Annotated in this window: 12 protein-coding genes; 6 read left to right on the top strand and 6 right to left on the bottom strand. The window is 36.9% G+C overall.

Features of this window, described 5'->3' with window-relative positions; genetic code table 11:
* The first annotated feature begins 77 nt into the window (after nt 1-77).
* From OSH00_RS02390 to OSH00_RS02380, 3 genes are read left to right on the top strand one after another with little or no spacing between them, the layout of a single operon-like run.
* Nucleotides 78-1,739, top strand: coding sequence for a phosphoethanolamine transferase (locus tag OSH00_RS02390; protein ID WP_266129076.1), 1,662 nt, complete (start codon nt 78-80; stop codon nt 1,737-1,739).
* Between the two features lie 17 nt (nt 1,740-1,756).
* Entirely contained in the window at nt 1,757-2,449 is a 693-nt protein-coding gene (locus tag OSH00_RS02385; protein WP_266129075.1) for a response regulator transcription factor, read from the top strand.
* A gap of 1 nt (nt 2,450) precedes the next feature.
* Entirely contained in the window at nt 2,451-3,788 is a 1,338-nt protein-coding gene (locus tag OSH00_RS02380) for an ATP-binding protein (protein WP_266129074.1), read from the top strand.
* 33 nt (nt 3,789-3,821) lie between these two features.
* Here OSH00_RS02380 and OSH00_RS02375 read toward each other — a convergent pair whose 3' ends face one another.
* From OSH00_RS02375 to OSH00_RS02360, 4 genes are all read right to left on the bottom strand, one after another.
* On the bottom strand, nt 3,822-4,619 hold the full coding sequence (locus OSH00_RS02375) for a BUD32 family EKC/KEOPS complex subunit (protein ID WP_266129073.1): 798 nt from the start codon (nt 4,617-4,619) through the stop codon (nt 3,822-3,824).
* Nucleotides 4,620-5,160: 541 nt separating this feature from the next.
* Complete coding sequence (locus OSH00_RS02370; RefSeq protein WP_266129072.1) at nt 5,161-5,844, bottom strand: phosphatase PAP2 family protein; 684 nt, start codon at nt 5,842-5,844, stop codon at nt 5,161-5,163.
* A gap of 316 nt (nt 5,845-6,160) precedes the next feature.
* The gene (locus tag OSH00_RS02365) at nt 6,161-7,348 is read right to left on the bottom strand and encodes an ammonium transporter (protein WP_266129071.1); all 1,188 of its coding nucleotides are present in this window, start codon (nt 7,346-7,348) and stop codon (nt 6,161-6,163) included.
* Between the two features lie 313 nt (nt 7,349-7,661).
* Nucleotides 7,662-8,147 (bottom strand): hypothetical protein, encoded by a 486-nt coding sequence (locus OSH00_RS02360; RefSeq protein ID WP_266129070.1) that lies wholly within the window; start codon nt 8,145-8,147, stop codon nt 7,662-7,664.
* Between the two features lie 223 nt (nt 8,148-8,370).
* Between OSH00_RS02360 and OSH00_RS02355 the strand changes: the two genes are divergently transcribed.
* Nucleotides 8,371-8,982, top strand: a complete 612-nt coding sequence (locus OSH00_RS02355) for a hypothetical protein (protein WP_420909503.1) — start codon at nt 8,371-8,373, stop codon at nt 8,980-8,982.
* A 2-nt stretch (nt 8,983-8,984) separates the two neighbouring features.
* On the opposite strand, the gene OSH00_RS02350 is transcribed toward OSH00_RS02355, so the two are convergent.
* On the bottom strand, nt 8,985-9,608 hold the full coding sequence (locus OSH00_RS02350; RefSeq protein WP_266129069.1) for a hypothetical protein: 624 nt from the start codon (nt 9,606-9,608) through the stop codon (nt 8,985-8,987).
* 149 nt (nt 9,609-9,757) lie between these two features.
* Between OSH00_RS02350 and OSH00_RS02345 the strand changes: the two genes are divergently transcribed.
* Both OSH00_RS02345 and OSH00_RS02340 read left to right on the top strand, forming a co-directional pair.
* The gene (locus OSH00_RS02345) at nt 9,758-10,600 is read left to right on the top strand and encodes an SDR family NAD(P)-dependent oxidoreductase (RefSeq protein WP_266129068.1); all 843 of its coding nucleotides are present in this window, start codon (nt 9,758-9,760) and stop codon (nt 10,598-10,600) included.
* A 630-nt stretch (nt 10,601-11,230) separates the two neighbouring features.
* Complete coding sequence (locus tag OSH00_RS02340; RefSeq protein WP_266129067.1) at nt 11,231-11,950, top strand: carbonic anhydrase; 720 nt, start codon at nt 11,231-11,233, stop codon at nt 11,948-11,950.
* Between the two features lie 600 nt (nt 11,951-12,550).
* Here the strand turns inward: OSH00_RS02340 and OSH00_RS02335 are convergent.
* Nucleotides 12,551-15,445: a valine--tRNA ligase gene (locus OSH00_RS02335; RefSeq protein ID WP_266129066.1), complete on the bottom strand. Its 2,895-nt coding sequence runs from the start codon at nt 15,443-15,445 to the stop codon at nt 12,551-12,553.
* Between the last annotated feature and the right edge of the window lie 31 nt (nt 15,446-15,476).

Below are 15,476 nucleotides of genomic sequence, written 5' to 3'. Positions count from 1 at the left end.
ACTCAAAGAATGCTTTTAAGTTCAATTTAAGCTTCATTTTTTAACTTAAGATCATTGAAGAGAGTATTGTTACAGTAATGTCTAATTTAATACAGCGTATCAAACAACGAGAAGTCTCAATTTCCCTTACTGCCTTTAATTTTATTGTTGCAGTATGGTTGGGGTTATGTCTGAACTTTAGTTTTCTCAGTAAAGTTCAAGCGCTTACACCTTATCAAGGTATGAAAGCCCAGCTCTTTCTGATTGCTACGGCACTTGTATTAATTGCTTTATACAATCTCTTGCTACATATCTTAAATTGGAAATGGACTGCAAAATTCTTTGCAATTATTCTGGTGTTTATTGGTGGTTTTAGTGCTTATTTTGTCAATTCATTAGGTGTAGTGATTTCACCAGATCAAATTCAAAATGTAGCACAGACTGATCCAGCTGAAATTGCTGATTTACTTTCTTTTCAATTTTTTGCTTGGACTTTTGGATTTGTAATTCTACCTATTCTTTTGATTTTATGGATACGTAATAAACCTGAAAAAATAACCAGAGTTGTACTTTTTAAAGGGCTTAATATTGTTGGTTCTTTAGCAGTTATTGGTGGATTATTATTTGTATTCTATGTGGATTATGCTGCTATTTTTCGTGAGCATCGTGATCTAAAAGGAATGATTTCGCCTCAAAATACAGTGGCTTCAACACTTTCATACTTTCATAAAAAAGCACCTAAAAAGAATTTACCTTTGATTCGTTATGGTGAAGATGCACATATCGTTGAGGACATTGCTTTACAACATAAACCAAAACTGATGGTTTTGGTGGTGGGTGAAACAGCACGAGCAGAAAGTTTCTCGTTGAATGGTTATGCCAAAAATACCAATCCAGAACTTTCTAAACAGACCGGTATCATCAATTTTTCTCAAGTGAGTTCATGCGGTACTGCAACAGCTGTATCTGTACCTTGTATGTTTTCAGGTATGCCACGTTTAAATTATGATGAGCAACTTGCGAGTCACCGAGAAGGATTACTCGATATTGCACAACGTGCAGGTTATAAGGTGACTTGGATTGATAACAATTCTGGCTGTAAAGGCGCTTGTGATCGTGTTGAAAAGTTTGTTATTCCTCAGGAATTAGAAAAAAAATGGTGTCAAAGCGGTGAGTGTCTAGATGGTATCTTGGTTGATAGTTTAAATGTATATCTCAAACAATTATCCCAAGATGACAAACAGCCCCATTTGATTGTTCTGCATCAAATGGGCAGTCATGGACCAGCCTATTATAAGCGTGCACCAAATGAGTTTAAGAAATTTAAACCAACCTGTGAAACCAACGCAATTCAAGGCTGTTCTTCAACTGAATTAATTAATACATATGATAATTCGATTGTCTATACCGACCATATTTTGAATCAAGTGATTGAAAGCTTAAAGCAGCAAAACAACTATCGGACTGGTTTCTGGTATTTGTCTGATCATGGGGAGTCCACAGGTGAGCGTGGCATGTATTTACATGGTGCACCATATGCCATTGCGCCTACTCAACAGACCCATGTCCCTATGCTGATGTGGTTTTCAGAGAGTTGGAAAACTGCTTCTGCAAAACAAATTAATTGTTTAACTCAACAAAAAGCAGCAAAATTGAGTCAAGATAATTTATTTCCGAGTCTTTTGAGTTTATTGAATATTCAAACTCAGGTGATTGATCAAAAGAACAATATGTTGCACCAATGTGCAGTCAACAGTTGATTGAAAGGACATAGAGCATGACCAAAATTTTAATGATTGAAGATGATTTTATGATTGCAGAATCATCGAAAACATTGTTGAAATACCAAGGCTTTGATGTTGAATGGGTCAATAACGGCTTAGACGGTTTAAAACTCATCTCAGAAAAACAATTTGATTTGGTTTTACTTGATTTAGGCTTACCAATGATGGATGGAATGCAGGTTTTAAAGCAAATCCGCCAACGTTCAGGTCTACCTGTACTGATTATCTCAGCACGTGATCAATTACAAAACAGGGTTGATGGTTTAAACCAAGGCGCAGATGATTACTTGATTAAACCTTATGAGTTCGATGAGCTTGTTGCACGTATACATGCATTATTACGTCGTTCTGGAGATGCTGCAAAAGAAGTGATGGGGCAATCATCAAATTTGCTAAAGAATGGTGAGATTGTTTTAGATGTTGAACAACATATTGCAACTTTGAAAGGTGAGCCAGTCGAACTTTCTAATCGAGAATGGGCGATTTTGATTCCATTGATGACTCATCCCAACAAGATATTTTCTAAAGCAAATTTAGAAGATAAGTTATATGCTTTTGATAGTGAAATAAATAGTAATACAATTGAAGTTTATGTCCATCACATCCGTTCGAAATTGGGAAAAGATATTATTCGAACGATTCGTGGTTTAGGCTATCGTTTGGGGCAAGCGCATAAAACAGAATAATATGGGAACTGCATTTTCTTTAAGAAAGCGTTTAATTCGTTATACGTCTATCTTTAGTATTTTATTGGGCTGTGTGTTGGTTTTTTCGGCCTATAAGATTTCTTTAGAAGAAATTAATGAAATTCTAGATGCGCAAATGGTTTATTTGGCAGAGCGGGTTGAACTTAACCCTCGACCTATTCAAAGCCATTTTGACGAACATAAACGCTATCATGAAGAGGATCTATTTATTGATGTTTGGTCTTATGCAAACTCTCAACAGGTTCCAAACACTCCTCATCATGTGATTATTCAACCTAAGCATAAAGCTGGATTTTATCGTCAAGAGACCGCAAACGGGACATGGATTACCTATATTTTACCGACAGCAGACTTCCAGATTCAAATTAGCCAACAGGAAAAAGTCAGAGAGCATTTGGCCTTGGAACTTGCAGGGAGCATGTTTCTACCTTATTTGTTGATTATTCCATTTGCTTTATTGGGTTTGGTCTATATTATTCGCCGCAGCTTAAAGCCCCTAGAAGACTTTAAATCTGAATTGGCAAAGCGTGATTCTAACTCTTTGGTGGCGATTCAAAATGCGCATTACCCAGAAGAATTATTACCCACAATTCAGGAAATGAACCATTTGTTTGAGCGAATTTCTGAAGCACAGCATGAGCAGCGACAATTCGTCGCAGATGCTGCACATGAACTCCGGACACCCATAACAGCATTGAATTTACAAACTAAAATTTTAATGAGTCAGTTTCCTGAAGAGGAAAATCTAAAAAATCTCAGTAAAGGTTTGGCGCGTATGCAGCATTTGGTGACGCAGTTGCTGGCTTTGGCAAAACAGGATGCTTCGCTGAATCATGAAGTACAGGTCACGCAATTTAAACTTAATGATGTTGCACTCAATTGCGTCGAGCAACTGATGAATCTTGCCATGGAGAAAGATATTGATTTGGGTTTTGTACGTAATGAAACCGTTATTTTAAAAAGCGTCGAACACAGTCTTCACTCGATTATTTTTAATTTAATTGATAATGCAATTAAATATACTCCTGTTTCAGGAATAATTAATATTTCAGTTTTTGCAGATATTCACAATTTTGCGTATGTTTTAATAGAAGACAGTGGTCCAGGTATAGACACGGATATGTACGATAAAGTGTTAAAACGTTTTTATCGTGTACACCATCATCTAGAGGTGGGGAGTGGTTTAGGTCTATCTATCGTAGATAAAGCCATACAACATTTAGGTGGTGAATTATCACTATCACGTAGTGAAGAATTAGGTGGTTTAAGTGTTCTGGTTAAAGTGCCTGTTGAGCTCAATATCAAATCCAGTGAATAAACTCAAATTACCCAAAGCATGAACCATGTCCTTTTAAATCAAAGGCAGTGGTTCATTCTTTTTCATATATTGGAAAAATGTCAGACATTTATGCATTCTTCGCCCATCACTTCCCAATTTTTCTAAACTGAAATTTGCAACCCAGTTGAGTTTGTTTCCAATTCGGCAGATTTCATTGTATTTTGATTTATTTGGATAAATCTCTGCAATAAAAATCTCACATGCCTGTGCTATTTCATCATCATTGAAACGGAATGCTGTTGAAAAAATAAAACATAACCAATCACGGATTTGGCAAGTTTCTAGATCCAACATTTCACCAGGATCAGTCTCAAAGTCGATAAATGTAAACTCTTTATGGCGATTGACTAAAATATTGCGCGCAAAAGCTTCGCTTAAATAGCTTCCTTTTTGATGGACTGATTGAATTGCCGCAATAGCTTCGCGAAAAAATTCTAATTTTTTCGCTGTATGACCTTCCATTCGGATCAGTGCTTGGTCAAGTTGCATGACTTGATCACCAGCGTCTTCAATCAAGAGACCTTGAGAGCAATTTGCTAAAATCTGCGGAGTTGGAATACCCAATGACTGTAATTCAGTTAGACGATGAACCTCACAGTAAATTGACTTACTTCCACCATAGTTTGGAATTGGAGTCAAAGCTTCAATATTAAGAATGCGTGCAGCCCATTTTAATGGCATATAAATCCATGCAGAATGTCGCTCTGAAGCTTTTTTAAGCCACACTTTGCTATCATCTAGTTGATAAGGTTGAATATTTGAATCTTGAGCTTTAAGAGTATTGCGGAGGAATTTAGAAAAATTACTCATATTTACACGCATAACATTACTAAATTGTTTTTGAGTATAATCAAAATATAGAAAATTGCAAAAATTAAGATTACTTTAATAATTTAATATTTAAATTTTGTGAAATTTACTCCATTTTTGCATAATTTATTTTATAGATCTGCAAGCAATGTATTCTTATAAATTAAACTTAAGTGTTTAGATAAAGAAATGGATGAAAGCTTTATTTGTGATCAATTCATTGATTTTATGATTCGATTTTTAGGGGGGAATGGGGGGAGAGTCAAGCTGTTGAAAAATCATACAGAAAAATATAATTTCACTGAATTAATAAAATCAATGCGATGAATTGATTGTTCGATAGTTGAGTACTTTGATTGCCATGCCTTATATCTTTAAGTTTAAATAGATTAGACATTTCAATAACAAGATGGCTTGGGCATATCTGAGCATCCATCAATATTTTTTTGTATCAATCTCTAATGTATAAAGATTCTAACTGATGATGATTTAATGCAGTCAAAGTGTTACCTTGCCACCTAAACCCTATAATGAGCTGCTCCTATTGAATAGAGGGTTTAAATTTATGAGAGAAAATACGATAGACTATTAAATTAAAAGTATAAATAATCCAACCTGTCCAAAGATTATGACTCAGGAAATGTGCTCCTCGCATCATCTGTCCCCAACCTGTAATAAAACCAAGAATAAGCCCTAAACATAGAAAAAAATAGGCGATTTTAGGATTCGATTTTCTAAAAACAAAGAAACCTGTGACCAGTGAAAAACCTGTACTGGCATGACCACCTGGAAAACAATGACCTTTGGTTGCGGAAAAGTCCCAGACATAACCTAAAGCTGTAGATTCGGTCATAGACCATGGACAAGCATGTGCTGAATGAGATTTTAATAGTCCAATTACAACAGTAGATAAAACACTAACCCAAAATAAATAACCTAACTGCCATCTATACGTTTTTAATTTTTCCAGTTTAAACGAGGTAATCCATGTAACAAGTACAGTGACATAAAATACGATAACCAGATTTTTTAATAGTTTGTGATTGATTTCCACCAGAAACCAGTTGTTTTTTAAAGGAAAATTTCCGGTAGAATCTATCCAAGGGTGAATCAGTTGCATATCAATAGTGCCACCAATCGGGAACACAAACAATAATATTAAAAATAGTATTCCTAGTAATAAGCTGTTTTTTAAAAAGAATTTATTAGCTTCTGAAAAAGGCATGAAAAGGATCACTCAATTGAATCATTTTAATCGTTTGCTATTTAAAAAAAATAAACTTAAATCAGACTTAACTAATTAAATCATTCAATGAGCTGATGAGTGTAATTTCTAGTCCTAATAACAAATGATTCAACTTGACGCATTTATCATTTTATTTATTATTCTAGTAAAAAGTGCTTTAAAATAGCAACTCATGATAATCAAATATTAATGATAAATCATGAACGGTAAGATTAATTTATTGTCATTTTAAGAAAATATAGAAAAGCGGCTGTTAAAGCCGCTCAAAATGAAAGGCAAAATATGATTTTAATGATTAAAACATAGCATCTTCAGAGTTTGCAGAAATTTTATGTATTGATAAATCTGCCCCGCGAAACTCATCTTCTTGGGATAGGCGAATACCCATAGTGACTTTGAGCATACCATACACAGCAAATCCACCTGCCAGTGCAAGCAAAATGGCAAGCAGTGTCCCTATGATTTGAGAGATCATAGATACTCCGCCCATTCCGCCCAGCCACTGTTGTCCAAATAAACCCACGGCGATACCGCCAAATGCACCGCATACACCATGCAAAGGCCATACACCTAACACATCATCTACTTTAAGTTTGTTTTGTGTATAAGTGAACAGTTTAACAAAGATAAAACCTGCACAAATACCAATGAATAAAGCACCGATTGGATGAACCACATCTGAACCGGCGCAGATTGCAACCAAGCCAGCCAGTGGACCATTATGTAAAAAGCCAGGATCTTCTTTGCCAAAAAAATTTGCAGAAAGTGTGCCGCCGACCATAGCCATGAGTGAATTAATCGCAACTAAACCTGAAATCGCATCAACACGTTGAGCACTCATCACGTTAAAGCCAAACCAACCAACAATTAAGATCCAAGAACCCAATGCAAGAAAAGGAATCGAAGAGGGTGGATGTGCACTGATACGTCCATCTTTTTTATAACGTCCATTGCGTGCTCCGAGGAGTAAAACTGCTGCCAATGCAATCCATCCCCCCATTGCATGGACAACGACAGATCCTGCAAAATCATGGAATCCTGCACCAAATGTATCAGCTAACCATTTTTGTAATCCAAGGTTGCCATTCCAGGCAATGCCTTCAAAAAAAGGATAAACCAAAGCGACAATAAATAGCGTTGCAAGGGCTTGAGAACGCATTTTAGCACGCTCTGCAATACCCCCTGAAACAATTGCAGGGATTGCAGCAGCAAAGGTCAACAAGAAAAAACAACGCATCAAATTGTAGCCATGTTCAGCGGACAAAGTGGTACTCGTATGAAAAAAATGCTGTCCATAAGCAATATAATAGCCAATAAAAAAATAGGCGATTGCCGAGATTGAAAAGTCAGTAATGATTTTACTGAGTGCATTGACTTGGTTCTTATGACGAACTGTTCCCAATTCTAAAAAAGCAAATCCCGCATGCATAGCGAGTACAAGCACTGCGCCAAGCAAAAGAAAGAGAAGATCAACGTTTTGCATATACGATTCTTTTTGGTGCTATATGTCACAAATTGGTTCAAGTATAACCAACCAAATCTATTCGTGAAGCATCTGACCGTATGAAAAAATAGATCAAAAAATTCAAAATATTATGAAGACTCGATATAAAGCAAAAGCATGCACTAAATTGGAATGCCTGCACTAAGTTGATGCAATAAAATAATATGTATTATTTTTAAGTTATTGATATTTATATAAATAGAATTTTGGTTTAATATTGAATATCAACAATTCAATTTCTCCCTCAAAAAATAATCCGATCAGTTGTAGGAATGAAATTTAAAAATGAGTATTATTTTCGCAATGTTGGGCTAGCACATGCTTTGTTTCTGTATTCTTGGCGATCTTTTTCAAATTTTTTCCCATTCCATTTATAAACATTAAAACATTGTGATCCATCATTGATGGCAATATCTGGCCAACCATGTCTTCCTAACGTTGAAAGAAATTCAGGCTGACCTTGGCTATTAAAAATTCGAACCCATTTTTGATCGCTTTGTTGAGTCACCACATAAAAACCAATTCCTGTCTTTGCATAGCACCCAGCACCACCATCCACAACAATTGCATCAGGTCGGCCATCTTTATTCAGATCACCATAATATGAAATATTGCCCAAGCTACAGCGACTTTCCCAACCAAGATTGGTTTTTTTAAACTTTGCGCTTTTAAAAATTTCGACTTGGATTTCTTCAGGTATTTTAGGTAGTTTGGCATGACTCGTATGAGTTAACAATAAGGACAGAATACCTGAAATAAAAATTATGATATTTTTCATCATTTTACCTAATTATATTGTGATTTGATTATCATTATTTTTAAAATATGTATTTTAATCAAGCTTTTATTATGTGATTGCACGCCTAAAAAAATCTCAACACTCAATTATTTTTTTATCATGAATAATTTCATACATTTAGATGTGTTGGGTGATATTTTTAAGAGTTGTAAGTAAATATTTGATATAGAATTGAAAAGAGTCAATGATCGATATAAGAAGTATGATTTCTCATTTCTCCACTCGTTTTTTTAAAGTCATGACCTGTGCTTTTGTATTCAGCTCTTTGTCTGATTCACTATTAGCTCATACTATTGAATACAGGACTTATCGTTCTCAAGTCCTGAACTGTGGTGAAGTCACAATGCAAGTTGTTTCACAATGTCTTGCCTCAACCGACGGAGCAGAATCAGGGAGTGCGGGGCAGATACGTGACTCTTGTTCATCCAGTCAATTATTGATGAATTGGAAAGGGCAACAGAAAGTTTTGAATTTCCCAATTAGCACACCACAACAGAAAAAATTATTGGAAAATCAAGGTTACCATCTAAAAGCGACTATTCAATTCGGCGATTGGGCACCACAAAGTTTGGCATGTGGTCAAGCACAGGGCATCACAGGTTATTTTGTGATTGTGAATCAAGCCACGACCAACGATATCAATCAAGAGTATCGGGGCAAAGGTTCATTGAGTGAAGCCCCTATTGTATTAAATCTGAATGGAAGCTTCACCAGTGATTCAATCAAACAAAAAATTTATATGTTGAGTGAACAAAATAAACTTAAAATTTCTAAAGTAGTCGGTGCAAATGCGATTTTTGCAGATGAAGAATAAAGTTAGCACAAATAAATTCGCTTGATTTTATTGTTGTCTAAGAAGAACACTGATGCCCCACAGGTTTCTTCAATGACATTTACTTTTACACCATCACCTTTAAATTTTAGATAGTGTTTGGGATCAATTTGCTCATCAGCGATGATGTCTCCGTTTTCACCGAAGCGATATTTTTCATCAATATAGATACCTGTTTTTGGCGTAATTTCAAAGCGTCCAAAAATATCAAGATCTTCACCTTCTTCTTCACTTTTATAGTAATAAACCTTGTCGCTGTCGGAGATCCGAAATTCAAAAAGATATTTCATGCCTTTTTGATTTGGATTTTTTAAGACTTGGAAGCTATCTAGTTTCCCATCTCCATTAAGGTCAACTAATAATGGCTGTTTTAAATAAGTCGTGTCTACATGGTAGCCTTGTGGCAATGCTACAGGGTTATTGACCGGTCGCTGGGTGTGAGATTGCGGTGGCAATGATTGACCAGTATTCACAACAGCTTTAGCTTGCTGTGAATTTTTTTGTACTGCCGCTTGGGCAGTTGCTTTATCTTCTATTGACGTGGCAGGCTTTTCATGACAGCCAATCAGAAAAATGAGTAAAGTTCCAAGAAAAAAATGATGATTCATATAATTTAAGCGATTTATTTATTTTCGATGCCTCAGATTCTATCTTAAAAATTGCTTTTGTCAGGTCAAATGTCCTAAATTGAACATAGGTTGTATGATTGTAGATTCACATTTACTTAGCTTGATTGAACAGGTCGGTGGAGAATATCTTGAGTGTTTCAAATTCTGATCAAATTTTATCTGTTGTGATTACCGGTGGAACACGCGGAATTGGTTTAGGTTTAGCCGAGGCTTTCTTAAAGCTGGGTTGGTCCGTTATGATTTCAGCACGGAACAGTACACAACTCAATCAAGTGGTTGCTGATTTAGGGGCACATTATTCAGCTCAACGAATTTATGGCATATGTTGTGATGTAGCTCAGTATGAAGACCTGCAAAAGTTATGGAATGAAACAATTTTAAAACTTGGTCAGGTCAATGTCTGGATCAATAATGCAGGAACCAGCAATGCAGCAAGGGGCTTTACGGACATCACTCATACCGATATAGAAAATGTGGTTAAAACCAATGTACTTGGTACGATGCTAGGTTCACAAGTGGCGTTAAAAGGCATGACTCAACAGGGTTTTGGACAGATTTTTAACATGGAAGGATGGGGCAGTCGTGGAGAATGGAGTGCAGGGATGACGCCTTATGCAACCAGTAAGCGAGCAGTTGCCTATCTAAATTATGCGTTAAATAAAGAAGCCAAGAATAGTAATATTTTGATTGGAACACTCAGCCCCGGAATGGTGGCAACAGATCTGTTGATTTCTTCTTGGCAGCAGGGCGATGTTAAAAACTGGCATAAAATGAAATGGTTATTTATGTTTGTGATCGATCCACCTGAGCAAGTGTGTGGTTATTTGGCAAAACGTATCAGTCAGAATAATAAGCGCAATGCCCGTATTGTCTGGATGACACCGTGGCGTTTGTTGCTTCGTTTTTTTCAACCTTATTATTGGAAAAGAAATCCTGTGCAGGGGACGGCTTTGGATCAACTGAAAGATTAGTGTTTTGATTTAAATTTGAGGTTTATTAAAAAATAACTTTGCAAAAGCTTCATTCAGTAAGCGATATTTTGTCGCGCTCTAGGATGTTACTATAATCAAACTATTGAAAAACTCTTACAGTAAATATAATTTCCAGATCAATAAAATCAGGGTGATATAGATTGTTTGATGATCCAAAGCTTATACTGCTACGCTTTACATCTAAAGTTTAAATAGATTGAAGTTGGTGATGCTTCTCTTTTCAGAGATGAAAAGATACAAATAAATCATGATTAAGGTGCACTCACTATAAAAACAGTACCAAATAAAAAGAAGACCGAAGACCACCTTTGTATTTCGTATGACGAATGTCATAGTTCAGCAATCATCATTTTTTTGTCAGCAATGAAGCGCTTTTTTAGAATTGAAAACAATGAGTAGCAAATAGAGTTGTTTGTAGCTGTTATCAAAAAAGACTTGAATTAGAATGATAATATTTCTTATTATCTAATAAGACTTGTTGGTAAAACTTAAAAAAATTATTTACCAAAGTCGTGTCAAGCTCTGTAGCTGAATTACTTTTCCTATCACCAGAGCATTTATAAATAAAGCGTCTTACGCTAAAAATATTCGAATAATTAAGGGGTTTTTATGTTTTTAAAATATAGTTTTACAATAATGGGTTTATTTGTTTCAACAATACTGTGGGCTGGAGCAGATTGGGATTATAACAATTCCAGAGATTGGGCAAATACCAATCAAAAATATCAAGCATGTGCAGGCGTAAATCAATCTCCAATTGATATACGAGATACAGTAAGTGCTCATCTGCCACCATTGAAACTGAATTATCATACAACAGCAAAGTCCGTCCAAAATACGGGTCATACGATGCAGATTGACTTTAACAAAGGTGCTAGTCTGGAGTTAGACGGGCAGAATTTTTATCTGGAACAATTCCATGTACATAGTCCGAGTGAAAACAATATTAATGGTCAAAGCTATCCGATGGAACTGCACTTAGTGCATGCTTCAGAGCAAGGTGAGTTGGCGGTTATTGCATTAATGTTTCAACAAGGATTAGAAAATGAAAAACTCAATCATATTTGGAGTGTATTGCCTACAAAGTTGGGTGAAAGTAATCAGCTTTATTCCAAAAACAATGCTGACAGTTATTTACCTCAAAGGTTAGATTATTATCGTTTTAATGGTTCTTTAACGACACCACCATGTACAGAAGGTGTCAGATGGGTGGTGCTTAAAGAAATTCAGCAAGCATCAAGTGACCAGATCGGGGCATTTACGCAATTAATGGGACATCCGAATAATCGACCAATACAATCCATTGGTGCACGACTGATTTTAGAATAGTTTAGGATAAAAAGTAGATCATAGGATCTACTTTTTAATTCTTGTAGTGATCTGTATTCAGAATACTGACTCTATATAAATCAAGAAATTATTCAATTCAGTTTCATTGTTATGACAGGTGATCGCAATCATTTGTCATAATCATTGTGATAAACTCATTCAAAACAATGACAGACTTTATCGTGTATATTACAGATTTCATAAGTACCCAATCCATTGCCAAATTCATCTAGTTTGACGGCATATACAGTGATCCAAAGTAAGAATTCTGAAAATACAAAAACAATTTGCATAAGCAAATTTTTTAATGCCTTTTAATTCTTTTACAGGTCTACATTCAGCGAAAGAAAGAACGACCTTCATTACCGAAATTGGCTTACCTGTACCATTGAATAAAATATAGTTTAAAAATTTATGGAAGTTTAACCCCATAGTTTTGTTCGAATTTTAATATTTCTAACAGTGTCCTCGGATGATTGAAAGATAAATTTTGATTGATGAAATTTTGTTTAGATTGGGGAATAAGCATAATTATTCTAATCAAAAAAGAAGGAAGCTTGATTAAGCTTCCTTCTTTGAATGGAAAATTACAAGCTCAAATTAAAGCGCTGCAATCTGTTCCATATTGGCTTTAATCTTCGCCAACTGATCAGCAAACTCAGCAAGCTTGGCTTTTTCACCTTCAACCACCGCAGCTGGTGCCTTTGCCACAAAACCTTCATTGGCAAGTTTAGTCGCAATCTGATCATGTTGCTTTTGCACTTTGTCCAAGTCTTTTTGCAAACGACCCAGTTCAGCTTTAGGATCAATCAAGCCTTTCATTGGAACAAATACAGAAATACGACCCACCACAGAGGATGATGACAATGGCGGTTGCTCAGCATCGGTTAGGAACGTTATGCTTTCAACTTTAGCCAGTGCTTTAAACAACGGTTCAATACGTGCAATCTGCGCCTTTTCAGCATCTGTTGTGTTTTGCAGCAATACGGGTAACAGACGTGCATTACCTAAGCCCATTTCACCACGGATATTACGTACCGCACCAATCAAACCTTGCAATCCAAGCATGTCTGCTTCAGCCTGTTCATTGATCCGTTCAGGATTTGGCACAGGGTATTGCGCCAACATGATGGTTTCACCTTGAATACCAATCATTGGTGCAAGGGTTTGCCAAATTTCTTCAGTCAAAAATGGCATGATTGGATGCGCAAGACGTAAAGATGCTTCCATCACAGAAAGAAGAACACGGCGAACTTCTGCTTTACGCTCATTCGATACGTTTTCATCATTGAGTACAGGTTTAGTCAGTTCTACATACCAGTCACAGTATTCATTCCAGATGAACTCATAGATTGCTTGCGCAGCCAAATCCAAACGATAAGTCGCAAATGCCTGTTGGACAGCAGCTTCCGCTTTTTGTAAACGACTGACAATCCACTGTTCAGGAAGCTCCCACAGATCCTGACGGATTTCTTGACCAATTGGCTGTTGTTCACAGTTCATCATCACGAAACGAGTTGCATTCCAGATTTTGTTGGCAAAGTTACGGTAGCCTTCAACACGCTTCATGTCGAACTTGATGTCGCGACCCGTATTGGCTAAGGCGCAGAAAGTGAAACGGACTGCATCTGTACCGTAGGCTTGAATACCTTCCGGGAATTCTTTACGTGTTGATTTCTCGATCTTGGCAGCTTGTTTAGGGTTCATCAAACCTGTGGTACGTTTTTGTACTAAGGTTTCAAGATCTACACCATCGATCAAATCTAACGGATCAAGCACGTTCCCTTTAGATTTAGACATTTTTTGACCTTCACCGTCACGTACCAAACCATGAACATACACAGTTTTAAATGGAACTTGCGGTGTACCATCTTCATTTTTCATGAAGTGCATGGTCATCATGATCATTCGGGCAACCCAGAAGAAAATGATGTCAAAACCAGTGACCAAAACATCAGTAGGGTGGAAAGTATTTAAGAAATAGTTTTCTTTATCTTTCGCGTCATCGCCTGTCCAACCCAATGTTGAGAATGTCCAAAGACCTGAAGAGAACCATGTATCAAGTACATCTTCATCTTGGTTTAATTCAACATCAGCAGCGATATTGTTTTTCGTACGAACTTCTTCTTCTGAACGACCAACATAAATATTGCCTTCAGCATCATACCAAGCCGGAATACGGTGTCCCCACCAGAGTTGGCGTGAAATACACCAATCTTGAATGTTGTTCATCCAAGCCATATACATGTTGCTGTATTGCTCTGGAACGAATTTGATTTCGCCATCTTTTACTGCTTGGATCGCAGGTTCGGCAAGCGGCGCAATTTTGACATACCATTGATCTGTCAGTAACGGTTCAATAATGACGCCAGAACGGTCACCACGAGGTGGCTTCAATGTATAGGGTTGAATTTGTTCTAACCAACCTTCTACTTCAGCTTGCTCAACTAACTTTTTACGCGCAGCAAAACGTTCTAAACCAACATAGTCTACTGGTGCAGGAATCGTTTTGGAAATCGCTTCACCGGCTTTGGCAATGTATTCAAACTCAGCCAGAATTTCGGCATTTTTGTTGAAAATATTGATGATTGCGAGTTCGCAACGCTTGCCTACTTCATAGTCATTAAAGTCATGGGCAGGGGTGATTTTTACACAGCCTGTACCGAATTCTTTATCTACATATTCATCTTTGACAATCGCAACCGCACGACCTGTGATTGGCAAAATGATATTTTTACCCACGAGATGTGCATAACGTTCATCATCTGGTGCAACAGCAACAGCAGTATCGCCGAGTAAAGTTTCTGGACGTGTTGTTGCAACGACGATATAGTTTTTACCGTCGTGAGTGCGTAATGATTGATCTTCAAAGAAATATTTGAAGTGCCACAATGAACCCTGTTCTTCTTTATCAGACTCAACTTCTAAATCAGAAAGCGCGGTTTGTAGTTTTGGATCCCAGTTAACAAGACGTTTCCCACGATAAATCAAGCCTTGCTCATGCAGTTTTACAAAGACTTCTTTAACTGCATTGGATAAACCCTCATCCATGGTAAAGCGTTCACGTGACCAGTCTACAGATGAACCAAGACGGCGAATTTGACGGGTAATTGTGCCGCCAGATTGTTCTTTCCATTCCCAGATTTTATCAATGAATTTCTCACGACCAAGGTCATGACGGCTGATGTCTTGCGCAGCCAGTTGACGTTCAACCACCATCTGCGTCGCAATGCCAGCATGGTCTGTACCTGGCTGCCACAAGGTATTTTTACCAGACATGCGGTTATAGCGTGTCAATGCATCCATGATGGCATTGTTAAAACCATGACCCATGTGCAAGCTACCTGTGACGTTAGGTGGCGGAATCATGATACAGAATGAATCGCCTTTACGAGAAGGCTGAAAATAACCTTTCTCTTCCCAAGTCTTGTACCATTTTTTTTCGATCTCGGTAGGATCGTAGGTCGTAGCAATGTTTTGCGCTGAATCAGTCATAGTAAAACAGATCAAAAGTAAGTAAAAAATT

It is taken from the genome of Acinetobacter nematophilus, from assembly GCF_026344175.1.
Lineage (GTDB): Bacteria > Pseudomonadota > Gammaproteobacteria > Pseudomonadales > Moraxellaceae > Acinetobacter > Acinetobacter nematophilus.
The sequence above is the reverse complement of the archived record's forward strand: the minus strand, read 5'-3'. Positions and strand labels throughout refer to the sequence as shown.